Source organism: Bradyrhizobium sp. CCGB12, from assembly GCF_024199845.1.
GTDB lineage: Bacteria > Pseudomonadota > Alphaproteobacteria > Rhizobiales > Xanthobacteraceae > Bradyrhizobium.
Genome location: NZ_JANADO010000001.1, coordinates 5,600,288 through 5,623,134 on the forward strand (window position 1 = coordinate 5,600,288; position 22,847 = coordinate 5,623,134).

Genomic DNA, 22,847 nt, shown 5'->3' on the forward strand with positions numbered 1-22,847 from the left:
ATGTATGTCGCGCCGCTGGAATTGGTCTGCATGGTCGGGCTGACTTCCCGATCCCGCGACCAGCTCGATCCGTAACTCTCTTAGTTTCCGACCAAAGAGATGAACAGCGCGGTTGTGCCGCGAGCTAGAGATTCAAGTTCAGGAACTTAACGAATGATGCTCGCGCGCGGCGGTCTCGTCCTAGTGAAGTTGTCCCGAGCTCATCGTGGACGCCGTATGCCGCCGGCAGATGATTACGGGCCGCTTTGAAGTCTCGCCTTCACGCTCAAGACGATGGTACGCATTTATGCCATCTCATGACTAATCATGCACCCGATCAACGATATCGCCACGTTTCCGAAACGCGCGCAGACGGCTTTGCCGCTGGCAGCATAGCTCAAATGCCGAGGCGGTCCATTAAGCCCAGCCGCTCGGGCCGCTGCCGATCCTGCCCCGGGTCAACGAAGCGCCCTTCCCTGTCCGACTGCCACAGGCGCCAGATCGGTGCAGCTGGTCGCAAGGCAATGTTGCTGTGCGAAGCGATCAGCCGCCGGGACTCCGGAGCTCACGACAATGTCTTGTCGATCCGGTCGCGCAGCCAATCGCCGACGAGCGAAATCGACAAAGTCGTGAGCGAGATGACGAGCGAAGGGAGCACAAGGACCCAGGGAGCACGGGTCAGATAGTCACGACCATAGCCGACCATATTGCCAAGCGATGTAAGCGGCGGCTGCACCCCAAGTCCAAGAAAGCTAAGGCCGCTCTCGAGCAGGATGATGTCCGGAAAGGCGAGCGTCATGGTGACGATCAAGCTCGAGGCGATGTTCGGCATGATGTGGCGCAGGTAGACGCGCCATGGACTTGCACCAAGCTGCCGTACGGCGATCACATAGGTTTGCTCGTTCGCACTCATCGCAAGCGCGCGGGTGATGCGAGCGTAGCGCTCCCATCCGTGCAGGCCAATGAGCCCCACGAAGAGGAGAAGCGAGTTACCGAAGAAAGCAAGCACCGCGAGCGCCAAAACGAGAAAGGGCATGCTTGCCTGGAAATCGACACAGCCGAGGATGACCTGCTCTACCCAGCCGCGGAAGTGAGCGGCCAAAAAGCCAAGCGTGATGCCAAGGACGGCCCCGATCAACGTCGCCCCGAAAGCAATAAGTAGGCTGATGCGGATGGATATGAGCAGGCGCGCCAGCACGTCCCGGCCGAGCTCATCTGAACCGAAGGGATGCGCCATGGTTCCGCCTAGGCCAAGAGGTGCAGCGAGGCGATGATGAAGGTCGAGGGCTGCATAGTCATAAGGAGCGAGGTGATCAGCAAAGATTGCGACAAGAAGCATGAGAACCAGCCAGGCAACTGCCATTCCGATCGCTCGGTCGCGCCACCACCACCACACCTTTCGCGTCTTTGAAGACGGCAGAACCTGGTCTGCGGAAGTGCTCGACAATTATCGTCTCCCAGAGCGCAACTGGCGCAAACGCGGATCGAGCATGCCGTAAAGCAGATCGATCGTAAGATTGGTGGTGATCATGGCGGCGGCCACGACGAGCAGGATGCATTGGACGACAGCCAAATCGCGACTGGCGACCGAGACGACCAGCAGGCTGCCAAGGCCTGGCCACGAATATACACTTTCAACGAGCACCGTTCCCGCAATGAGATTTCCGACCATGAAGCCGACGATGGTCAACAGGGCTATCGCGGCATTGGGCAGAGCGTGACCGGCCACGACCCTGGCCCAAGGCACGCCCTTGGCGCTCGCGGTACGAATGTAGGGCTGTCCGAGCACCTCGAGCATGGCGCTGCGGCTGAAGCGCGCCAAAACGGCCGCGCCGCCCAGACCGAGCGTGATGACGGGCAGAATCAAATGGCGCCAAGTGCCCGCGCCGCCCGAGGGGAACCACGGGAGCTCGACTGCGAAAGCGAGTACGAACACGAGGCCGAGCACGAAAGATGGCACCGTGAAGCCCAAGACGGCAGCCAGCATCACCAATCGGTCCGCGAGACTATCCCGCTTGAGGGCGGCGTAGATGCCTGCCGGAATGCCGATCATCAGGTTGAGGATAAGTGCAGGCGCAGTCAGCGTCAGCGTGACAGGAATGCGCTCGGCAACGACGGTGATCGCGGCACGCCCGTCACGCATCGACTGGCCGAGATCTCCATGAACCACCGCAAAGATGTATCTGACGTATTGCACCCAGAGTGGCGCATCGAGCCCCCAAGCCTTTCGGAAAGCCTCGATCGCTTCCGCCGGGGTTTCCGGCGACAACAAGGCCAGGGCGGGATCGCCAGAGGCGCGAAGCACCGCGAATGCGAATGTGACCACGATTGCGATGGTCAGGAGCGCGCGTGCCAAGCGGACCAATATGAAGCGAGCCATCATGTCTCCTTGTCGAATTCGGCACTGCGATCGCCGACCAGATGGCAGGCGACGCGCCGCCCGCCAGGAGCGGATCTGAGCTCTGGGGCGAACCGCGCGCAAAGCGGAAGAGCGACCGGACAGCGAGGATGAAATGCGCAGCCGCTCGGCCGCGCAGCCGGATCGGGCGGATCTCCTTGAAGGATGGCGCGAGAGCGATGTCTGCCTGGTCTTGGCACCGCTGAAACGAGCGCCCGCGAATATGGATGCAAGGGATCCAGAAGAACCGCCTCGGACGCCCCTTCCTCGACGATGCTACCGAGATACATCACAGCAATCCGATTGCTGATCAGCCGGACCACTCGCAAATCATGGCTGATGAAGATCATCGCCATGCGCCGCCGCTCCTGCAGGTCCCGCAGAAGATTGATCACTTGCGCCTGGATCGAGACGTCGAGTGCCGATACTGGCTCGTCACAGACAATGAGATCTGGATCGGTGGCCAGCGCCCGAGCCAGGACGGCGCGCTGGCGCTGGCCGCCTGAAAGCTCATGCGGAAAGCGCCTGAGGTGATCGGTCCTGAGCCCCACATCGGCAAGAAGCGCATTGACCCGCCCCTCTCGTTCCGACTTGCTGCCAAGCCCATGAATTTCGAGCGGCTCGGCTATTTGCGCGCCGATCGTCAGACGGGGATCGAGCGCAGCTAGCGGATCCTGGAACACCATCTGGATTCGCATCCTGAGCCGGCGCCATCGACTGTCGTCGATAGCAGGCAAAGCTTCTCCGCCGAAACTCACCTTGCCAGCATCCGGCCGATCCAGGCCGATCAGGAGACGGCCCGTAGTCGACTTGCCGCAGCCGGATTCGCCGACCAGTCCGAGGGTTTCGCCTGGAGCCAGCTGAAGGGAAAGCCCGTTGACCGCGTGGACCATCGCTGGAGGGTGGAAAAGACCCTGGGGCAATCGATAGCTGCGGACAAGCCCGTCTGCTTGGAGGATCGGCGCAGTCCTCGTCATGCAGCCACGACCTCAGCCGCGGGCGGCTCACTCGAGATATGCAAGCAGGCAGACCTGTGTCTGATGTCGCCATCCAGCGAGGCGAGCTCAATCGCCCATTCGGTGCAGCGTCCGATCCGCCGATCGCATCGAGGAGCGAAAGGACAGCCTGAGGGAAACGCGGCTGCGTTTGGCACGACACCGGGAATAGCGAAGAGGCGTTGCCGCGGTCCATCCAGACTTGGAAGAGCCGCAAGAAGGCCTCTCGTATATGGGTGAGCAGCTTGGTCGAAGAGACGGTAGGCGGGCAATTCTTCGACGATGTGCCCCCCATAAAGGACCATGACACGTTCACAGATTTCGCTGACGACGCCGAGATCATGCGAGATCAAGACCAGCGCCATGCCTGTCTCGCGCTGGATTTGCCGCAGAAGCTCAAGGATCTGCGCTTGAATAGTGACGTCCAGGGCGGTGGTGGGTTCATCAGCGATCAAGATGTCGGGCTGTCCTGCGAGCGCCATGGCGATCATGACGCGCTGGTTCTGTCCCCCGGAGAATTCGTGCGGATAAGTGCCAAGCCGGCGCGCTGCATCGGGTATGCCGACCTGGTCGAGCAGACGCCGCGCTTCGGCAAGGGCCGTGCGGTGATCCATACCACGATGAAGCCGCAAGGACTCTATGATCTGATCGCCCACCCTGTGCACAGGATTAAGCGCGCTCGCTGGGTCCTGGAAGATCATGGCGATCTGTCCGCCGCGTACCTTGTCGAGGCGAGAGGCTGGTGCTTGGAGCAACTCCTCTCCGGCCAAGCGTACGCTGCCCGTTACTTTAGCGCGGTGCGTCAACAGTCCAAGCGCAGCAAGCCAAGTCACCGATTTGCCGCAACCGCTTTCACCGACCATGCCCAGCGACTCGCCGCGCGCGAGCGCGAGATTGATTCCGCGCAGCGTCGGCACACCGTCGAACGCGACACGCAAACCGGCGATCTGAAGAATCGCCTCCCTGCAAGATCCCTGCTCGTCCCTCATCAGAGAGGCCGCAACGGCTTAGGCCAATTCAAGGTATGCCTCATCGCGATCAGGTCCGGATCAGAGCTCTGTTGAATGGGCCGAAATTGAGGTCGAGCGTCAGTCCCGGCAGCCATGGCACATCGCGGCGCTTGCCATAGAATTGGCCTGAGACGTGCAGGACCACGCAAGGTGGATCGACCTCGCTGATGATCTCGAGCATGCGACGGATGATCGGCCGACGCTGATCGCTCTGCACGGTGTCCAGGAGCTTGGCGCCGAGCGCAAAATATTCCTCGTTCCTCCAGACTCCGATCGACTTTGGCAGAGTGCCGCTCGGACCGAATTCACGCCAGGGATGGCCAAGATGATCCAGGAACAGCGCCGTATTTGATGTATCGAAGATGGCACGGACCGGCTGGCGCTGAACTTGCGCGAAGTTTTCCATCATCTGAATTTTGACGTTCAGGCCAACCGCACGCCACATCTCGATCATCGTTTGCGCGCCAGAGACCTGATTGGGGTAGTAATTGTTGAGCAGACGATAGGTGATCTGCTCTCCCTTATAGCCGGCATCAGCCAGCAACTCCTTGGCTTTGCCGGGATCATAAGCAAGCGAGGGGAATTCGTTGATGTAGCCTTCCCCGTAGCTCGGCAGCTGGTAGCCGTTCGGAATCGGGACCCGGTTCTCCCACAAGCTTTGCACGATCAGCTTGCGATCGAGCGCAAGGCTCATCGCACGGCGAACACGCGCATCTTTCAGAACGGGATCGGTCTGATCGAGGGCGAGCGAGCGGATGTTCTGCACGGCACCACCCACGACCTCGAGATCAGCACGCTTCTGGATGCCCGCGAACTGGTCCGGCGGAATGTCAGTGGCGATGTCGAGCTCGCTGGCGAGCAGGCCGTTCACGCGCGCGGAAAGTTCGGGAATGATGCGGTATTCGATGCCATCGAATGGCGGCCGCCCGGCCCAATACGCATCGTGGGCGGTCAACGAGACATGAATATCGAGTTTGTGATCGACGAGCTTGTAGGGACCGCTTCCGACAGGGGCCGTGGACCAGCGCTCCCAGGAACCCGCCGCCAGGAAGGCGCGCTGGCCCACGATCTCCGAACCCCAAGCAGCCAAACGCTGCTCGAGGAGCCCATCGCCGCCCTTTGCATGCACGATGACGGTGTGAGGATCAACGATTTCGACCTTCTCGAGCCGGTCAAGCGACTGAAGCGCATCGGACATCCCGCTGCGTCCAGGTCCCAGCAGATGGTCAGGACCAAGGCTGAAGGCAACATCTTGAGCCGTCAAAGGCGTCCCATCGTGGAAAACGACTTCCTTGCGCAAGAATAGCCGCAGCGACTGCGCGTTGATCCGCTCCCAACGCTCGGCCAAGCCGGGCCGCAGCGCCATGTCGCGGGCGTGGTCGAAGGTGATCAGCGTATCGAAAAGCTGCGGCATGATGCGGCGAATGGCCGTATCGGTCGCGATGACCGGGTCGAAGGATCGCGGATATCCGGACATGCCGACTTTGAGGCGGCGACGCGTCAAGGTCTTAGGCTCACTCTCCACAGCGCTGGCGCTTGTGCTGGCGAGCACGCCTGCGGCAAGACTAGCTGCAATGGCTTGCCGCCGCGTCAGATCGATAGTCATCTCCGCCTCCGGTTCCACATCAATTCATACCAATGCCACGCCCGCGAATTCTTAGACCGGCACGGACCTTCGCCAATCAACGAAATTGAACGCTTATGTCGTTCAATTTGCGATTGTGCGCGACCTTAAAAGCCTGAACTGCTACGGCAGGATGACATCCATCGAATAAGTCGATGCCAACCTGCAAAGATGCGATGTTTGGCACTCGCGTCGTGGGCTGAAGAGGGAAAGACCAAGCCGCAACGCTTCATGCGGACTCCCAACAGCGCCGCACGGGGAAAGCGATACAATCATCGTAATGTTCGATGATTTTATCGAAAGCCTTGATCACCTGGTTCGTTTGATCGTTCGAGTTCGGATAGATCGCAAGAAACTGTTCATCCGAACGCGCAGGAAATCGTGACTTGTCTCTCATTTCAGAACGACTCAAGGTCGTCCGTCCCTCCCAAACCAAGGTCATGACGGCTCGCGCCGCCGAGCTGCGAGATCAGGGCGCCGATGTCATTACGCTCAGCCAAGGCGAGCCCGATTTCGATACGCCGTCGATGATCTGTGAAGCTGGCATCCGCGCCATCCGTGCCGGGCAAACGAGGTACACGGCGGTCGCCGGAATCAAGCCACTGCGGGCCGCAATCGGCGAGAGCCTGCGCCGCGATCATGGGCTCGACTACGGAATTGATCAGATCACGGTGGGCTGCGGCGCCAAGCAGGTCGTATTCAATGCACTGTTTGCCAGCCTCGATCCGGGCGACGAGGTTGTGATCCCGACCCCATGCTGGGTCTCCTATCCCGACATGGTGGCCCTGGCCGGCGGCAAGCCGTTGCTCGTCGCCTGCAGTGAACGCGATGGCTTCAAGCTGCGCCCCGACGCGCTCGAGAAGGCGATCACGCCGCGCACCAAATGGTTGATGTTGAATTCGCCATGTAATCCGACCGGTGCGGTCTACAGCCGAAGTGATTTGCTCGCGCTCGCGGTGGTGTTGCGCAAGCATGCCCAGGTCCATGTGCTTTCCGACGACATCTATGAAAAGCTCACCTATGACGGTGGCTTTGCAACGATGGCCGCAGTCGCGCCGGACCTCTACGATCGCACCTTAACAGTCAACGGCGTGTCCAAGGCAGACGCAATGACCGGCTGGCGCGTCGGCTACGGTGCCGGGCCTCTGGCGCTGATCAAGGCCATGAACCTCATCCAGGGCCAGACCACTTCGCACACCAGCTCTGTTTCTCAATATGCCGCGCTCGAGGCGTTGTCAGGGAGACGGGACCATATCAAGGAGTTCGCGCGCGCGTTTTTGAAGCGCCGCGATCTTGTCATCGCCAAACTAAACCAGGCCAAGGGGCTTGCTTGCCGTGTGCCGGACGGTGCCTTTTATGTTTTCCCTTCATGCGCGGGGGTCATTGGAAAGCGAACGCCGGACGGCAAGATGTTAGAGACTGACAGTGATTTTGCCATGTATCTGCTCGACGCTTTCGCCGTGGCCGTCGTGCCTGGCAGCGGCTTCATGGTCTCGCCCTATATTCGCATCTCCTATGCTTCCTCGGCCGAGGACCTCACCCGCGCCTGTGACCGGATCATCGCTGCCTGCGCCAGCCTGTCCTGAAGGATACTTCGATGTCCTCTGCTAAACGCCTCCGTGCGCGCATGGCCGAGACTGGCCTTGTCCACATCATGGCAGCCCACAGCCCATTCTCAGCGATTCTCGCTGAAGAAGCCGGATTCGACGGAGTGTGGGCCTCCGGTTTTGAGCTGTCTGCGCTTTATGGGCTGGCCGACATGAGCCTAATCTCGATGACACAGCACCTCGACATGCTGCGGGCGATCGCCGGACGCACGAAGCTGCCGATCGTCGCGGACATTGATACAGGCTATGGCAATGCGCTTAACGTCATTCACGCTATCAGCGAATATGAGCGGGCCGGCGCCAGTGCCGTTGTCATTGAGGACAAGACCTTTCCAAAAGTCACGAGCCTTTTTGCCGGGGGCCGCCAGGATCTGTTGCGCACTGAAGAATTCCAGGGGAAGATCGAGGCAGCGATCACGGCGAGATCGGACCCGGATTTCCTCGTCATCGCCCGTACGGAAGCCTTGATCGCCAGCCTCGGCGAAGCGGAAGCCTTGCATCGGGCACACGCTTACAGGGAGGCTGGCGCGGACATGATCCTGATCCATTCGAAAAGCACGACTCCTTGCGAGATCGAAAGCTTTTCGCGCGCCTGGACCGGAACGGTGCCGCTGGTGATCGTGCCGAACGCCTATCCTGACCTCGACGCCGAACGGGTCAAAATGCTTGGCAATATCCGCATGATGATTTATGGCAATTACGGTATTCGTGCTGCTGCAACCGCCATGCAGGAGACCTTCCGCCGGATCATCGCTGACGGCGGCGTCCAGAATGTCCACAAGGATATTGTGCCGGTGGATGAGATTTTCAGAATTCAGAACATGCACGAGGTCAAAGCGGCGGAAGCTCGCTTTCTTCGCTGAACGCTGCGATTGCTACCTGCTAACGGGAAACCGCACTCAACCGAGCTCTCCTCAAGCATGGTCCTTAGATCTTTAAAGGTCCGGGGCCTGTCAGCTCGACGACCCTCGATGTCGATTGCGACATCAGCGGTCGCCTTCCTTCCCGGAGATACCTTTCAAGATGCCAGCGATAAATCGAAGTCGGCGCGCCAGATCCCACGAATCGTCAAGAAGGCGGATTTTGTGCACCAGACGTCGCTTATAAGCGGCAATCCGGCGATAGACATCGAATAATGTGATGGAGCTTCTGGCAATGGCCTGCCTGCCGCGACAATCAGCGGACGCCCCAGAAGCTACCGGAGCACACAATGGCTGCCGAACACAATGAAGTGCCGCTCAATGCTATCCGGGTCTTTGTGACCATCGCGCGCGAGGGAAGCGTAACGCGCGCGGCGAGCACATTGGGAACGACACAGAGTTCGGTCAGTCGTTATCTGGCTGTGTTACAGGACTACTTTGGCACCGATCTTGTTCAACGTCGAGGCCGGCGGAGTGAATTGACAGAATTCGGAAGGCTGTTTGCGAATGCCGTGGCCGAACCGCTTGATACAGTGTGTTTCACTGCGAAGAGAATGCGGCGCGGGAACCGAACGGATGCCAATCGGCTCGTAGTCCACACGTCTCTTTCCACCTTCGCCTACTCCTTCCTGATACCGAATCTCCAGGCGTTCTCTGCCGAGATGGGCGGTGTCGTCGTCGACGTGATCAGCTCATTGTCTCCGCCGAGATCTTCCGACAATTTCGATATTCTGCTTACCCGCGATCTTTGTGTCGCTGAACCAGCCGACGATTGGGCAATCCACAATGAGATGCTCGTATGCGTAGGGTCTCCAAATCACGTCATGGGAAAAACGCTCTCAACTGTCCGTTCGATGCCGATTCTGAACATCACATCGCGGCCCGACATACTGCCCACTTGGCTCAGGGCCATGAACCTGACTGCAAAGGACATCAAATCGGGGGCGCGATACGATCATAATTATCTTGCTTTGCCGGCGGTCATAACCGGGAAATGCCTGCTGGTGGCGCCGGAAATCATTGTCAGTGATCTCGTGCGTACAGGGGCGCTCCATGTCATACCGGGATCGCGTACTTCAAGCGGCATGCAGTATCGAGCTTATGCGATGGATCGAAGCGACAATCTCGAGGTCGCTCGCGCCTTTTGCCGATGGGTCGCGCGGCTCTGTAAAAAGGCCGCCATTCCGGACGCCACCTAATCGCGTATTGGGTCATAGCAGATGTCTGATGGATCTTTTGGCTCCTAGCGTGCCATTTGCACATGCAGACTGTTCCGATCGCGGACGAGCTCGTCGTTAGCAAGCGTCGCCGTCAGCCCGCAGTCCAAGACGTTGGCCCCCTGCCACAACCCTTCGCCTTCAAACTTGCCCTTCGTTTGTGAGATCCCCGGCCAGCCGATACCAAAAGCTCAGGTCGTATCTCCCCTGCCTTTACGATTGCGACGGAGCAGTGTGCGATAGCCGCCCCGCATGAGGCGCAGCCCGGACTTGACCAGGCGAATGGTCCGGCTACGCAGATCATGCGTTTTCCAGCCGCGATCGGGAATGCGATGCTTGCCGAACAAGCCTTGTGCGATTTCTCGATAGCTGTGTCCTTCTACGGACCCATCGACTGCACGCATGGCGAGGATGAGCTGATGACGGCTCGAGATTGGTAGCGCCAGAGCGGGTGGTCCGAGGGGCCGCCGCTCGAGCGCCAGCCAAAATCGATGAGCTGCCCGCAAACGAACCTCGAAATTGCGGTCGAACGGCAGGTCGAGGGCAAGAGATGAACTGCTCGGCGGAAGTTCTGTTAGCCACAGGCGATGTTTTTCTCCTCCGAGTGCCACGATGGCATGCCATCCATCCGGCGCATGGCGAAGCTCGCTACCCGCCAGTTTTCTTAGGTCCAGATCGTAACACGCTGGCGAGCGGACAGCCGCGCGCACGGGCAGCACGGTCGCCAGCACTTCGGGCGCCCAGAAAATGGCTTGTTGGTCGAACGTCTTTTGGGGATCAGCCGCGAAAAGACAGTCCCCACTGCTGCCGGAAATGATCCGCCATCGCGCCGGATCGTTCACTCATAGCCAGGGCCATATAGTCCCGTTGGTACTCGCCATTGCGGCGCAGCCACTCCCAGGCTATGTCCACAGCTTCGGCATCCTTAGCGTCAGGATAGGCTTTCGCCGATCTCCAGTCAGCACTTGGCATCGCATCACTTTCCCTGTTTTAACACAACTAAAGGGAATTGCGCCCGACGAATATGACTATTTCTGGTTGCGTGGATGCAGATACTTCGCGATCGATGCAGTTACGTGATGATACGATCAAATTTTGCGATTGGTGATCACCAGAGGTGACGTCCGTTTCGGACGCACTTATTCCTCACTTTTCGGCCAACCGCGTTGCAGCAGATGCCGAAATCCGTGAGCCGCCGCCCACTTGGCGCGAGCCAGATGACTTTCAAAAGTACGGCGGGCGCGATCCGGATCCAGGGCAGCATCAATACCCAGCACAATGCGCGCAACGTCCCGCCAATCAGCGTTATCGGCCTCGGCATCCAAGAGACGCATATACGTGACGGCATGTTGCTCGTCATATGGCGTGAGCTGGGGCGCGTCAGGCGCGAAATCTGCGATCTTGGGATCGGACGGCACTGCTTGAATGTCCTACCAGATTGAGAATCCTCGATTTCAGGGACGGTAGCCGTATTCACAGCCTCTTCGTAGAGAACCGATTGTCGCGGCCTGCAGGAGTATTCTGGCCATAGTCAATGAATACCTAAAGGCGCTGGCGGCCCTCGTTCGTTCCCTTCAATTCCTTCGCTCCTACCATCCCCAGAATGCATTTGATCGCCGTCCGTTCCGCTCGATCCGCAGACTGCGTCCAGCCTCCGAACCAAAAGATCGACATCGGAGCGCAGAAGCTCGTCAGCACAGGCTCATTCGGCGCGAGATCTGGATCGTTGCCGGCTGTTTCATTCGGCTTACGCGCGGCCTTTGCTCATCTGCATTTGGACGAACGTACCGCAATAGTATGGCTATAGCCAGTGGTTTGATGGGCGTCTGAATGGCTGCCTTAGCGCATGAAAGCTCGTGCGCTTGTCGCCTGGAATGTGCGCCGGATACGCGTAGAACACGGTATTTCGCAAGAGCGATTGGCATACGATGCCAGGATCGACCGCTCCTATATGGGCGGCATAGAGCAGCAATCGGAGAACCCGACAATCGATCTCCTCGACCGTATTGCGGAAACGCTTGGGGTTCATTTGTCTGAATTCTTTCTTCAGCCACCTAAAGGGGCCACGGCTCCCAAGACCCTGCGTAAGGGTCGCAAGCCCGTGCCCCCACGTGGCAGAAAGAAATAACACTTCGCAGGCACGATCTTTGTACTTGCTGTCCAAGCGGCTCACATCACTTTCGCAAATGCCGCAAACCTCATCGGCCTGACAGAAGTTGCTGCCCCCTTCAGAAAACTCCAGCCGTGAACCGTAACAAGCTCTTGCGGTCGGATCACCTCAGCCGTGCCATTTTAGCTCTTCCTCCCGCCTCGTCTTCCATTTGGGAGCCGAATTGCAGGGCCGCCACAACTCCCGAGGATGCCCAACAAGACCAGCGCGGATCGAGATTATCACGAGCTAGCGGCCTACGGCGAACCCAACGATTTCACCGCTTGAAGAGTTCCGGGTTTTCCTTGTGCATCCTGATGAGCTCTACCAGCTTTTCGATGCCGAAGTCGCTGAACGCCATGATGAATGGTCCCCGAGATCAAAGAGCCAGATGAGGCCGACCGCGGGTCAACTCCATAGGTGACGTCTGACAGACGGTCCTCGTCTTCGTGGAGATCCGCTCCGCTCGAGATCGGCGACCGGTCAGCGTGTCCGCGCATCTGCGAACGACACGGGCCGAAGGGCAGGAGTTGATGCGGCAGTTGCGCGAGTAGTCCCCCGTCAAACGCTCTTAGCATACGTTGGGCTCGTAGGATGCCCCCTCGCGACCTCAGGAGGACGCGAGTCGTTGCAAGCTACACACTGGAGTTGACCGACTCTATACGATGGACAGCTTTTAAGTTTCGAAGCGGCCCATAAGAGATTCCGTTAAGGGGACCCGCCGCACCTCCTGCACCCTCATCACCAGATACGCTCCGATCAACTACCAATCCTGGTAATTGATCCTCGAAGTGAACGCTGGTCCATTTACGCCGTTACGCCGTCCACTACCACACGAAGCAACGGTCTGCCTCGAGACAGTTGACGTTGGGTGCAGGACGGCTCTCACGCCGCTCGCGAGCGTCATCATGTCTTCGTGGATATTTGTGGGATGAATGGATGAATAGACATGAACAGAAGCCCACCTATTCCACGGTTAGATGTAGCCAATCCGTATCCTGCTGATGTGTATATCTCCCCTGTCAACTTGACGGCCAATGGCAGAGCACACCTGGGGCACGCTGCTGGACCATTTCTCAGAATGGACGTTTTACAAAGGCACCTGAAGCGCGCGGGGCATCATGTCCGTTCTGGGCTGACGACAGATGGTTTCGAAAACCATGTTCTGGTCCGAGCGGCTCGTGAGAACATTGACCCGTCGGACATGGCACATGGCTTCCATGTCGAAATTCTTGATGATCTCGCCTCGCTAAGCATCGTGTTCGATCATTTCGACGATCCAGCGCATGGCAATAATCTGCGGCGCTTTACGAATGTCAGCAAAGCCCTGATGGATGCGCTGTATGCAGCTGGCTCCCTACAGTTCCGCGCAGTGCGCTTGCCAATGGACGATGCGGGTTCTGCCGCCACACCAAAAGAAGAACGATTTTGCATTGGCGCCTGGCTTGGTGCAACTTGTCCTGTCTGCGGGGCATCTGCGGGTAGCTTCTTCTGCGAACAATGCGGCCATCATTTCGAGCCCGATGAAGCGCTGAAACCAGTATCGAAGCGAGGGCGGATCGTAGACTGGGCGGACAACATTTCTGCCCACCTTTCAATTTTGGGAACGGATCGACTTCTACGGTCGTGGTACGACGCGGCCGTCGAATCCCGCTTTCTGGAGATAGGAAGGCGGTATGTCGTCCACAAAGGACAGCAAATCCGGGTGACGGTACCGGGACTGCATGGACTGCCTTGGTCCTCGCGGCATTTCGATACAAGGCAGATATTGTTTAGCTACTCCTCTTTGCTCTACGCGCATTCTCTCTATTGCGGCGATAAAGATGCAGAGGGCTCCGGGAATCCGAGTCCCTTTTCCCGGGACTCCGATGTGTTCCTCATTAGTGCTACCGGTATCGATAACACGCTTCCGATGCTTGTCGGTGTCGCCGGCTGCGCATTGGGCCAGAACTCGTTTCGTCCGTTTGATCGGGTCTTCTTTAATCATTTCCTTCTTTTGGACGGATCGAAGTTCTCCACCAGTCGAGGCCACGTGATCTGGGCGGGTGCAATCGCTCGCACTCCAAACATGTCAGTCGATGTACTTAGAGTGTATCTGTCCGAAATTTGCCCAGAAGATACCCAGACCAACTTAGTGCCGAGCCAGTTGGTCGACCGTTACAATGCACTTCTCGACAGGATATCTGCAGCCATCGATCGTTGCACCGCGTGCATAAACGCAATGCCGGCACTCACGGAGTGCTCCATCGATGGCACGATGATGATCACGTTGGATCGGCTCTACGGCAAACAATGCGCCGTCCTTTCGCTAGACCATCTGCGAGTATCGCGAGCCTCAAGGTCGGTTATCGAATGGGTCGATTATCTTGAGGCCACACCAGACCTTCAGACCGCTTATACATGGTTGATGGGGTTCAGCGTACTGGCATGGCCACTGATGCCCAGAATAACAGGAGCCTTGTGGCACTGGCTCGGTCATGAGGGGCATCCGCTTGCCGCATGCGCTTCCACGCCCTCCTCCCAGCGAAGCGGACCAGTACCAAAGATCGAGGGCCGCAGGTTGGCGACTGCAGAACTGATCGCAGCTTTCCAGGAAACATCGTAGCATGCCCCCCTCCCCTGAAGCGGCCCTCGTGGACAAACTGCCCAGTGCAGTCTCTTTGGAGGTGTCAATTCCCTTTATGCTTGGCAGTGCCAGCTTGGCCGCTTCCTATGGGTCAAGCTTCTTCCTCGTTGAAGCTCTGCGGTCCATTGGACAAAGCGCCACGACCGCCGGGGCAGTTATTTCGACAGGTACGATCGCGACAATCCTGAGTTCTCTTGTAGCTGGCCGCATCGCGGATCTACTAGGCTTGATGCGAACCATCACCTCTGCCGCGGCAATGATTGCAGCGGCGATGATATGTTTCGCATCAGCATCGATCTTGCCGCTACTCGCCTACGTCGGCGGACTGCTTCTTGGCATCGGATGGTCGGTATTCTATATACTGGCGCCGCTTCAGGTGTTGTATCACGTGCAAGCCGAGACCCGGATCAAGTATCTCACCTTACTTTCCGGGTCTCAAATGCTGGGCATCGGGCTTGCAGCCCCCCTCGCCCGAACCGTCGCGGAGGCCATTGGATCCTACATTGCAGTTTACTCTTTTTTTGCGGTTGCATGTGTCCTTGGTACCATGCTTTTGGAGTTCGCCGGGAGAGCACTGGCGCAGGCTCCTCAGATCAAAGTACCTTCTGTACGTTTGACCTTTAAAGGCGTGCTAAGAGCCTTCAAATCGAACGCGCGATACCCGATAATGATGATTGGCATCGGAGCCTGCGTTTTCGCCGGTCTTTCCACGTTTCAATCGCTCTACGCCACTTCGCGAGCGCTGTCTCCCGATACGTTCTTTTTGGCCTTCACGGTGACAGCCGTCTTATTCCGGTTCGCAGTTGCGCCGATCATCGGAAGATTTCGCCTTGAACGCGTAGCCGCACTTCTCTTTGCATGCACTATTGCAGGGCTAGTCATTCTCTTCGTCAATGTCGGCAGTACGACGATCTACATCCTCGGGACAGCCTTCTTTGCGCTAGGATACGGTCTCAGCTATTCGACTCTGAATAGTATGGTCCTTCACATTGCAGGCAATGATGAGGCATCTTTTGCCATTTATTCTCAGGTCTTTACGCTCTCATACTTTATCGGCCTGTTCGGCTTTCCATACATCGCTGGGCAAGTCGTGAAAGTCAGCAGTGTCGATTGCCTGCTGATCAGCATGGTCATGCTCATCACAGCCAACGGTGTCCTTCTTGCAATTCAAGTGTTCTCAACCATCAGGAAGCATTGAGTGGCTCCTTGTAGGGATGATGCGACGCTGGCTCACAGCGATAGCCATGACGTCATCGCGATCGGTGCAGGACCTGCAAATCTAAGCTTGGCAGCGCTCTCGGCTCCGATACCGGAACTTTCTCTGCGCATACTCGAAAGATCCGGGTCGGTTAACTGGCATTCCGGTCTGCTCGTAGGAGGCGCCGTTATGCAAACCAGCCCCCTCAAGGACCTGGTCACACCGGCGGACCCGACGAGCGCATACAGCTTTCTCGCCTACTTGCATGAAAAGCGGCGCCTATATCAGGCAATCGCCCGTGGACTGGAGCATGTTAGCCGGCGTGAATTTGGCGACTATTTGCGATGGGTAGCGGAAAAGTTGGCCAACATTCAATTTGGCGAACAGGTCGTTGCAGTCGAACTACGGGGCAAGTCCTTCAATATCACAACCAGTTGTCGCCAGTATCAAACGCCCACGGCCGTCCTTGGTGTGGGTAGAATGCCCTTCATTCCTGATTGGGGCAGGAATGCACCGCCGAATGAGGTGTTTCACGCAAGCACCCTTCTCGCTCAACGCCGCGAACTTTCGAGCAAGCGCGTTGTGGTCGTCGGCGGCGGCCAAAGCGGCGCCGAGGTATTTCTTCATCTCCTGCGTGGCGCATGCGGCGCGCTGCGATCGCTGACCTGGGCAACCCGACGCGCAAACATATTAGCGCTCGAGGATAGCCCTTTCGTCAATGAGTGGTTCTTTCCGCAATATGGCGGCTGGTTCTTTGAGCAAGGCAAAGCTGCTCGCAAGCACCTTCTTGAACGACAGTTGTTGGCAAGCGATGGCGTCAACCCTTCGACGCTTCGCGCAATCTACAACGCACTTTACAATCGCGAGCTTGATCAGGGCTCCCACCCGGCTCACGTAGGCATACGCGTCGATACCACGGCATACAAGTTGAGCGGCGCGTCTCCCTTCCTCTTGGGCTTGCGTCAGCAGATGACGGGCATCTGTTCAGAACATGTTACGGACATTGTCGTCTTAGCCACAGGTTACCGCACCGAAGTCCCCTCCTTCCTGGAACCGATCGCAAACCGTCTCATGGTTGTGAGTGCGCCTGGCGGCTCTCAAGAGATCGTGGTCGGGAAAGATTTCTCGGCTCGTTTCGACGGCCCGGAAGAATGTCGTTTGTACGTACAGAACGGCGCACGCTTTCAACATGGCATCGCTGATACAAATCTCAGTTTGACCCCTTGGCGCGCTTCGGCAGTCCTCAATTCTATCCTCGGACGCATAGCTTACGATTGCGGGCCTGCAAGGGGCGCCGTCGACTGGTATTGCTCGGGCTTTGAGGGCTCCCGTTCATCGGAGAAGAAGTCAGCGGCGCCCCCCGGTCCCGCCTGTGTCGATTGAGAGTACCTATGAAGCATGCACAGCTGATTGCCTTGGATGAAATAACGTTCTACAGCCCCGGTGTACTGATGCAGAACGTCAAAGGAATAGGTGACTCCAAGTCTACTTGCCCCGTCGACCTCATTGAATTCTGGCTAGAGCCGTTCGCGGCCTCGAGACCCCATTCTCATGCTGCCACGGAGATCTGGCGCATCACGAGCGGCCACGGCCGGGTCATAACTGACGATGGTGCGTTGCCAGTCACGGCGGGCGACCTTGTGTTTCTGCGACCAGATCGAACCCATCATTTGGAAAATCTCGGCAATGAGGTTCTGAGCGCCCTGTCCATCTCCTGGAAGGACACGCGATGACGGATCAGATTTATGACCTCGCGATCGTTGGCGCAGGCGTCATGGGCCTTAGTGCGGCCTTCATCGCAGCGAGCAACCATCCGCGGGACAAGATCGCCATCTTCGAACGAGATATCGTTGGGGCAGGCGCCAGTCGGTTTGCGCCCGGAATCCAGATCAACATCTGTCGTAACGAGAGGGAAAGACAACTCATCAATCCTAGTTCGACATTCTGGCGAAGGATCTATCCCCATGGGCTTTGGCCGGTCGGCCGCGACTGCGATGTGTTTTGGCTGACACGTCATCCCAAAGATCTCGCGCGGGCGACTAGCGTGGGCGGCACGACCCCATCAACCGCTTCCGCGCTGACAGAGCGGCTTGCGTCACTGCCGCATTTCTTAATTCCCAGCGATACGGCCGTGGAACTGGATCGGGGGTCTTACAGTCCGGTAGCTCCCATTGTTCAGGATATGGTCCAAAGGCTCAAGGCCCTTGGGATTTCCATATGCGAACGGACGTCTGTTGAAAGGATCCGGCGGGGGCCAAGCAATATTCTTCTGCAGACTTCGGATGCTAGAGAACATTTGACGAGACGGGCCCTCCTTGCAATTGGCCCATGGCTACCAGATTCCCCATTGGTAGCGCATCTCACAGATAGACCGCGATTGCGGGTCAAGAAGGTCGTCTCGCTTCATCTCGCAGCGCGCCCTACCCCCAACTGTCCAATGATCGGCTTGTTCGATGACTACGCCTTTCTCATTCCCATGATCGAGGAAGGGTATTGGCTATTCAGCTTTACCTCGCAGGAATGGGATGTGAGGGCGGACACCGATGAGCTGCATGTCAGTTCGGATGATCTAGCGCGCGCAACCGCGATATTGGCAAAGTGGTTCTCGTGCGACGTGCCGGCGGTGGCGTCGGTGCGTGTGTTCTGCGATTGCTATTCCGACGATGGCGTCCCGTTCTCCCTCCCAGCTAAAACTATCGCTGGTCTGCACGTTATTGGGGGTGGTGCAGGCAATGGGTTTCGTTTTGGACCTGCGTGTGCGGAAGAGGCAATAAGGTCCCTGTATTCGCCGGATCGCAGTGTCGTCACAACGACATGAGGTGAAAGGCTATGCCTGATACGATCAATATCGGCGCCAACCTCTCCCATAATCTTGTAGACACAGTCTATGGCGACACCTCGAGATCGACCATGATTGTCGATCTAAGCGCCATTCAATCCAATTATCGGACACTTCAGGCGCTTGCGCCGCGCAGCAGTTGCGGCGCTGTCGTCAAGGCAGACGCCTACGGTCTTGGCGCGGCACGTATAGCGCCATTTCTTGCTCGCCTTGGCTGTACGCAATTCTTCGTAACCGATGTTGACGAAGGCATTGCCATGCGCGGAGTGCTACCATCGTCTGCCACAATCTACGTGCTTCACGGCGCTATGCCCGGCATGGAAAAGGCTGCCGAGCACCACAACTTGATGCCAATCTTGAACAGCAGGGAACAGTTGGATGGATGGCTACGGCATTGCCGACGTCGCAATCAAGCGTTGCCAGCCGGTATTCATGTTGATACTGGCCTTTCTCGACTAGGTTTTCCCATAGATGAGTTGCAGACACTCGCCGAGAAAGAAACGGGGTTGTCCGAACTAACCACAGCGCTATTCATGAGTCAGCTTGCTTGCGCAGAGTGGAAAAACGAGGTCAGTCGTCAACAATTACGTCGTTTTCGCACACTGACCCATTTGTTTCCGAAAGCTATTCTTTCTCTCTCGAACTCGGCCGGACTATTCGCCGGACGCCAATTTCATTTCGACCTCATAAGACTCGGGGGAGGAATTTTCGGCTTTTCCACATCCGATCACCCCTGCTTCAAGCCGTCGCAAGTCGTCAGTCTGCGAACGCAGATCATTCAATGCCGTGAACTGACGCATGGGGAAGCTATCGGGTACCACATGTCGTACAAGGTGAAGACGCGGATGCGTGTCGCTACCGCATCTTTTGGTTATGCCGATGGATTTCCACGTATTCTGGGCAATCGGGGCTATGTCTTCATACGTGGTACTCGTGTGGCAATCGTCGGATTCGTGTCCATGGACCTTATGACCATCGACGTAACGGAGCTGCCCACAAGCTGGACTCTGCCCGGCACCTTGGTGGATCTGATCTGCCCAGAGCAAACCGTAGAGGATTTGGCTTCAGCCGCGAATATGCTGAGCGATGAACTGACCACCGGGATCGGGCCTAGGTGCCGCAGGCATTATGTTCAGTGTTGACGAGATGACCGATGACCTCCTCCTCCCCTCAATCCAAGCAATTCAATCGATCAGTCTATTTGGCCGATGAGGGCATGCGCCTCATGCGTCCGGACTACTTCACGCCTGAAGTACGCTATTTCCATGAGCGGGAAAGATTCTTCCTTCACGATCTCCTGCGCTCGACCCCGTACGAGCTGATCATCGAGGTTGGCTGTAGTTCCTACCGACTCATCGATATCAAGAACGATGACAATGACTACCTTGGCATCGACATAAGCCCACCTCGCGCACGACGGTTGAAAAATTGGAACGGAGCAATCATCCGCTGTGATGCAAACAAATTCTTCGCAAGGAAGCGACTGATCAATGAGATCAAGAGGCGATACCAAGGAAAGATACTTTGCATACTGCCATTCAATTTTCTTGGTACGATGGATGCGCCACTGGAATTCCTCACGCTGGTCGGCCAGACGCCCTTTGATCTCGCCCTGTCCCTCTTTTCAACCAGCGATCGGGCAACCGCAGCGCGTCTGAAGTACTATGATCTTTGCGGCATCGAGGTTCGGAGTGTAGACCGCACGGATAATCATGTCCGCTTAGACTGCTCGAATGGCTTCCAAGCGTTCGCTTTCAATCCGCTCTTTTTGGAAAATCGCATATCTGCTTATGGCTTGCGCCTAAACAACGCAGAGCATCATGACGTCTGCAATTTTCTCCATTTCCAAAAAGAGTGATTCTTACGGATATATATAGGATGAGACGCTACTTGCGCAGAAGTGGGTCCGACCGGCATCAACACAGTGGACCGTCGGCTTTTGATCAAAAACAACACGATAATCAAACGAGTTGTCTTATAACTTAGCGCCACCTTGTCGAGAGACGTCGTCTAAGCGGCGGCAGCCCTATTCAGCGCCTCTTCGTAGAGAATCGATTGTCGCGGCCTGCGGGAATAATCCTTCCCAAGTCAACGACCGGCTGGCAGCGGCTACTCTCGTCATTTACTTTAACTCGTCCGCCCCGAACATCGCCAGAATGCATCTGATAGCAGTCTGTTGCGCTCGTTCAGCCAAACTGCCGTCTAGCGTGCGGTAGCTTCACTTCCTTTTTATGCGAGGGATGAGAGCCGTCTTGGCGGGCAACAGCGTTTGTTGCACGACATCGGCCACATATGGACCGTGCCAGCTTTAGGTACGGGCCCGCTTATCCACATTCTGGACGAACCCACCGCAATTGTACAATTGTACGTCTATATCAGGTGGTTTGATCGCCCGTGGAATGGCTGCTTTAGCGCATGAAAGCTCGTGCGCTTGTCGCCTGGAATGTGCGCCGGATCCGCGTCAATCGCGGTATCCCACAAGAGCTATTGGCACACGATGCGAGGATAAACCGCTCCTATATGGGCGGCATTGAGCAGCAATCGGCGAACCCCACAATTGATGTTCTTGACCGTATTGCGGGAGCGCTTGATGTTGATTTGTCTGAATTCTTTGTTCAGCCGCCTAAAGGCGCGACGCCTCCCATGACCTTGCGCAGAGGTCCCAAGCCGGCGCATCCGCGGCGCAAACAGAACTAGCACTCTCCTATAAGAGTCAGGCGTGATAGGCGCGGGCTTGGCGATAGTTTGCCTGAGTTGAACGCACGGTAAGTTTCAGAGTCATAGGCTTGCCAAGCTGCAGAAAAAAACAACTATCACGCAGAATGATTTTCTCTGGGCGTGCGACTGCCTTTCCCTAGAATTGGTAGCATTACTCGCCCGGTGTTTGCTGTAGATTTGGCCGTTGGAAAGGACGAACGATTCGCGCTCGAGCTTCGCAAATGGTTGCCGCGATCTGCGCGATCATGCGAGATGGCTGAAATCGTGACAGTTCTCTCAACGTGGTATGGACCGCGCCATTCCTGAAGCGCGAACCAAGAACGAAGCTGTAGATGCCAAGCCCGACAGGTAATCCACTTATCCCACGAACGCCCATAAATTCTACGTACGGCTGCGTCCCAGAAGCGGTGCAGTTCGCGCCTGGAAGCGCCAAGCGAGCTAGGATGACAATCACAACCGCAACAGCCACCCTGCGCCTGGCAGCGCTTCGGCGGTAAACACTCGATGTGGAGTTCGCCGCGCACCTCATGCGCGCAAGGAAAGTGCAGAGATCTAAACAAGAAACAGAACCATAGCGAAGACGCTAACGGATAACTCAAAGGCAGGCACACTTAGCAAGACTTTCCGGCGATGTCTCGCAGCCGAAGACGGCGATGCCGTCGCGCGACCAGGATGGGCAGTAGTCGATCCGCGCATGCATCGGAGCGAGCCAATTGCATCAAATAATGCGGAATTCCCAAATGTAAGCCGCAGACTTATGGACGTTAGTCATGAAGCTTGTCGAATATCCATCCGGAAGCTCCACCAGGTCGACCGTCTTTGTTGGCAAGAACCGTTTTGGAAACTGGGTCGTCCGCGAACAGAACGGTATTTTTGGCGGCCTGTTCGCGAGCCGGGCACAAGCGCTCAAATACGCGCTCCGCCAGAATGGCCAACATCCAGAGGCTATTCTCGAGGTCTCCCGCGAGATCGAGCTCGATGTCCCCCACGATCCTGAGGCGCGTGGGGAACGATCGGCTTAATTGAGTGGTTATTTGGCTTGCTGCAGCCCACGAAAGTAGACCGCCAAGCCCTCTGAACATGCGGGTTGGCTGTAGGGCGATCACGAGAAGCGAAACAAGGACGGGGATCCTCGCGCTTTAGAGGACAAGAATCAAGTCGGGTCTTGGTTGACCGCGCGCGGCGAGTTCACCCATGGCTATATCTAGGCAGGCATTCTGAACACTTTTTGGCCCGCCAAATTGAGCCCTCCGACCTTAAACCCAATTGGTAATATCGGCCCTCAATTTGCGGAGCAATCAAAGGCACGAGGGTACCGCTCTTGCTCGTCACAGTTGGCCGGGGACGAAAAGGTTGCGGGCGGGCTGAGGTGTGATACGCAATCGGACCTGTGAACGGAGGCCTCGTAACGACGTCCTGGTCGGGACGCTCAACCTGTGCAGCGGAGCGTAGAGGAGCGACCACCGGCCGATGGACAGAGGTCATTACGACTACTGTCCCAGCTGAGTATCGCCGGCCCTCCTCGCCAAACCGGGGTCATTGCGGACGGTAGGCTCTGGAAGGTCAT

Annotated in this window: 22 protein-coding genes; 14 read left to right on the plus strand and 8 right to left on the minus strand. The window is 57.2% G+C overall.

Translation table 11 applies throughout. The features are described 5' to 3' along the window. Positions 1 to 544: 544 nt before the first annotated feature. The 5 genes from NLM27_RS25760 to NLM27_RS25780 all read right to left on the minus strand — a co-directional run bounded on the left by NLM27_RS25760 (position 545) and on the right by NLM27_RS25780 (position 5,988). Positions 545 to 1,342: an ABC transporter permease gene (locus NLM27_RS25760; protein ID WP_254145990.1), complete on the minus strand. Its 798-nt coding sequence runs from the start codon at positions 1,340 to 1,342 to the stop codon at positions 545 to 547. Positions 1,343 to 1,426: 84 nt separating this feature from the next. Further along, positions 1,427 to 2,359: an ABC transporter permease gene (locus tag NLM27_RS25765; protein ID WP_254148925.1), complete on the minus strand. Its 933-nt coding sequence runs from the start codon at positions 2,357 to 2,359 to the stop codon at positions 1,427 to 1,429. Further along, positions 2,359 to 3,354, minus strand: a complete 996-nt coding sequence (locus NLM27_RS25770) for an ABC transporter ATP-binding protein (RefSeq protein WP_254145991.1) — start codon at positions 3,352 to 3,354, stop codon at positions 2,359 to 2,361. Before NLM27_RS25770 ends, NLM27_RS25765 begins: the two co-directional genes overlap by 1 nt. Next, the gene (locus NLM27_RS25775; RefSeq protein ID WP_254145992.1) at positions 3,351 to 4,361 is read right to left on the minus strand and encodes an ABC transporter ATP-binding protein; all 1,011 of its coding nucleotides are present in this window, start codon (positions 4,359 to 4,361) and stop codon (positions 3,351 to 3,353) included. Before NLM27_RS25775 ends, NLM27_RS25770 begins: the two co-directional genes overlap by 4 nt. Positions 4,362 to 4,410: 49 nt before the next feature. Continuing rightward, positions 4,411 to 5,988 (minus strand): ABC transporter substrate-binding protein, encoded by a 1,578-nt coding sequence (locus NLM27_RS25780; protein ID WP_254145993.1) that lies wholly within the window; start codon positions 5,986 to 5,988, stop codon positions 4,411 to 4,413. A gap of 404 nt (positions 5,989 to 6,392) precedes the next feature. Between NLM27_RS25780 and NLM27_RS25785 the strand changes: the two genes are divergently transcribed. From NLM27_RS25785 to NLM27_RS25800, 4 genes are all read left to right on the plus strand, one after another. Next, positions 6,393 to 7,592, plus strand: a complete 1,200-nt coding sequence (locus tag NLM27_RS25785) for a pyridoxal phosphate-dependent aminotransferase (RefSeq protein WP_254145994.1) — start codon at positions 6,393 to 6,395, stop codon at positions 7,590 to 7,592. Positions 7,593 to 7,603: 11 nt separating this feature from the next. Beyond that, the gene (locus NLM27_RS25790) at positions 7,604 to 8,476 is read left to right on the plus strand and encodes an isocitrate lyase/phosphoenolpyruvate mutase family protein (protein ID WP_254145995.1); all 873 of its coding nucleotides are present in this window, start codon (positions 7,604 to 7,606) and stop codon (positions 8,474 to 8,476) included. Positions 8,477 to 8,584: 108 nt separating this feature from the next. Further along, positions 8,585 to 8,749 carry a hypothetical protein gene (locus NLM27_RS25795; RefSeq protein ID WP_254145996.1) on the plus strand — a complete coding sequence of 55 codons (165 nt, stop codon included), beginning with the start codon at positions 8,585 to 8,587 and terminating at the stop codon, positions 8,747 to 8,749. A gap of 74 nt (positions 8,750 to 8,823) precedes the next feature. Then, entirely contained in the window at positions 8,824 to 9,732 is a 909-nt protein-coding gene (locus NLM27_RS25800; protein ID WP_254145997.1) for a LysR family transcriptional regulator, read from the plus strand. 209 nt (positions 9,733 to 9,941) lie between these two features. Here NLM27_RS25800 and NLM27_RS25805 read toward each other — a convergent pair whose 3' ends face one another. The 3 genes from NLM27_RS25805 to NLM27_RS25810 form a co-directional block, all read right to left on the minus strand. Continuing rightward, the gene (locus NLM27_RS25805) at positions 9,942 to 10,592 is read right to left on the minus strand and encodes a DUF2285 domain-containing protein (protein ID WP_254145998.1); all 651 of its coding nucleotides are present in this window, start codon (positions 10,590 to 10,592) and stop codon (positions 9,942 to 9,944) included. After that, a complete protein-coding gene (locus tag NLM27_RS44060; protein WP_375142272.1) occupies positions 10,528 to 10,722 on the minus strand; it encodes a transcriptional regulator domain-containing protein in 195 nt (64 codons plus the stop codon). The genes NLM27_RS25805 and NLM27_RS44060 overlap by 65 nt, the downstream gene beginning before the upstream one ends. 167 nt (positions 10,723 to 10,889) lie before the next feature. Next, the gene (locus tag NLM27_RS25810; protein WP_254148926.1) at positions 10,890 to 11,177 is read right to left on the minus strand and encodes a DNA -binding domain-containing protein; all 288 of its coding nucleotides are present in this window, start codon (positions 11,175 to 11,177) and stop codon (positions 10,890 to 10,892) included. Between the two features lie 419 nt (positions 11,178 to 11,596). On the opposite strand from NLM27_RS25810, the gene NLM27_RS25815 reads away from it, so the two are divergent. The 10 genes from NLM27_RS25815 (at position 11,597) to NLM27_RS25860 (ending at position 22,302) form a co-directional block, all read left to right on the plus strand. Next, the gene (locus NLM27_RS25815; RefSeq protein WP_254145999.1) at positions 11,597 to 11,878 is read left to right on the plus strand and encodes a helix-turn-helix domain-containing protein; all 282 of its coding nucleotides are present in this window, start codon (positions 11,597 to 11,599) and stop codon (positions 11,876 to 11,878) included. Between the two features lie 970 nt (positions 11,879 to 12,848). Further along, on the plus strand, positions 12,849 to 14,504 hold the full coding sequence (locus tag NLM27_RS25820; RefSeq protein ID WP_254146000.1) for a class I tRNA ligase family protein: 1,656 nt from the start codon (positions 12,849 to 12,851) through the stop codon (positions 14,502 to 14,504). Positions 14,505 to 14,532: 28 nt separating this feature from the next. Continuing rightward, a complete protein-coding gene (locus NLM27_RS25825; RefSeq protein WP_254146001.1) occupies positions 14,533 to 15,723 on the plus strand; it encodes an MFS transporter in 1,191 nt (396 codons plus the stop codon). Next, positions 15,724 to 17,106: a lysine N(6)-hydroxylase/L-ornithine N(5)-oxygenase family protein gene (locus tag NLM27_RS25830; protein ID WP_254146002.1), complete on the plus strand. Its 1,383-nt coding sequence runs from the start codon at positions 15,724 to 15,726 to the stop codon at positions 17,104 to 17,106. Positions 17,107 to 17,114: 8 nt separating this feature from the next. Then, complete coding sequence (locus NLM27_RS25835) at positions 17,115 to 17,456, plus strand: cupin domain-containing protein (protein ID WP_254146003.1); 342 nt, start codon at positions 17,115 to 17,117, stop codon at positions 17,454 to 17,456. Next, a complete protein-coding gene (locus tag NLM27_RS25840; protein ID WP_254146004.1) occupies positions 17,453 to 18,541 on the plus strand; it encodes an FAD-binding oxidoreductase in 1,089 nt (362 codons plus the stop codon). The genes NLM27_RS25835 and NLM27_RS25840 overlap by 4 nt, the downstream gene beginning before the upstream one ends. 11 nt (positions 18,542 to 18,552) lie before the next feature. Continuing rightward, positions 18,553 to 19,704: an alanine racemase gene (alr, locus tag NLM27_RS25845; protein WP_254146005.1), complete on the plus strand. Its 1,152-nt coding sequence runs from the start codon at positions 18,553 to 18,555 to the stop codon at positions 19,702 to 19,704. Between the two features lie 11 nt (positions 19,705 to 19,715). After that, entirely contained in the window at positions 19,716 to 20,420 is a 705-nt protein-coding gene (locus tag NLM27_RS25850; protein WP_254146006.1) for a hypothetical protein, read from the plus strand. A 557-nt stretch (positions 20,421 to 20,977) separates the two neighbouring features. Further along, on the plus strand, positions 20,978 to 21,259 hold the full coding sequence (locus NLM27_RS25855) for a helix-turn-helix domain-containing protein (protein ID WP_254146007.1): 282 nt from the start codon (positions 20,978 to 20,980) through the stop codon (positions 21,257 to 21,259). A gap of 791 nt (positions 21,260 to 22,050) precedes the next feature. Further along, positions 22,051 to 22,302 (plus strand): hypothetical protein, encoded by a 252-nt coding sequence (locus NLM27_RS25860; protein ID WP_254146008.1) that lies wholly within the window; start codon positions 22,051 to 22,053, stop codon positions 22,300 to 22,302. The last annotated feature ends 545 nt before the right edge of the window (positions 22,303 to 22,847 follow it).

Coding starts and splice junctions, on each gene's coding strand:
- NLM27_RS25760 (WP_254145990.1), bottom strand. CDS start 1,342: ATGGCAGTTGCCTGGCTGGTTCTCATGCTTCTTGTCGCAATCTTTGCT.
- NLM27_RS25765 (WP_254148925.1), bottom strand. CDS start 2,359: ATGGCTCGCTTCATATTGGTCCGCTTGGCACGCGCGCTCCTGACCATC.
- NLM27_RS25770 (WP_254145991.1), bottom strand. CDS start 3,354: ATGACGAGGACTGCGCCGATCCTCCAAGCAGACGGGCTTGTCCGCAGC.
- NLM27_RS25775 (WP_254145992.1), bottom strand. CDS start 4,361: ATGAGGGACGAGCAGGGATCTTGCAGGGAGGCGATTCTTCAGATCGCC.
- NLM27_RS25780 (WP_254145993.1), bottom strand. CDS start 5,988: ATGACTATCGATCTGACGCGGCGGCAAGCCATTGCAGCTAGTCTTGCC.
- NLM27_RS25790 (WP_254145995.1), top strand. CDS start 7,604: ATGTCCTCTGCTAAACGCCTCCGTGCGCGCATGGCCGAGACTGGCCTT.
- NLM27_RS25795 (WP_254145996.1), top strand. CDS start 8,585: ATGTCGATTGCGACATCAGCGGTCGCCTTCCTTCCCGGAGATACCTTT.
- NLM27_RS25800 (WP_254145997.1), top strand. CDS start 8,824: ATGGCTGCCGAACACAATGAAGTGCCGCTCAATGCTATCCGGGTCTTT.
- NLM27_RS44060 (WP_375142272.1), bottom strand. CDS start 10,722: ATGCCAAGTGCTGACTGGAGATCGGCGAAAGCCTATCCTGACGCTAAG.
- NLM27_RS25815 (WP_254145999.1), top strand. CDS start 11,597: ATGAAAGCTCGTGCGCTTGTCGCCTGGAATGTGCGCCGGATACGCGTA.
- NLM27_RS25820 (WP_254146000.1), top strand. CDS start 12,849: ATGAACAGAAGCCCACCTATTCCACGGTTAGATGTAGCCAATCCGTAT.
- NLM27_RS25835 (WP_254146003.1), top strand. CDS start 17,115: ATGAAGCATGCACAGCTGATTGCCTTGGATGAAATAACGTTCTACAGC.
- NLM27_RS25840 (WP_254146004.1), top strand. CDS start 17,453: ATGACGGATCAGATTTATGACCTCGCGATCGTTGGCGCAGGCGTCATG.
- alr (WP_254146005.1), top strand. CDS start 18,553: ATGCCTGATACGATCAATATCGGCGCCAACCTCTCCCATAATCTTGTA.
- NLM27_RS25850 (WP_254146006.1), top strand. CDS start 19,716: ATGACCTCCTCCTCCCCTCAATCCAAGCAATTCAATCGATCAGTCTAT.
- NLM27_RS25855 (WP_254146007.1), top strand. CDS start 20,978: ATGAAAGCTCGTGCGCTTGTCGCCTGGAATGTGCGCCGGATCCGCGTC.
- NLM27_RS25860 (WP_254146008.1), top strand. CDS start 22,051: ATGAAGCTTGTCGAATATCCATCCGGAAGCTCCACCAGGTCGACCGTC.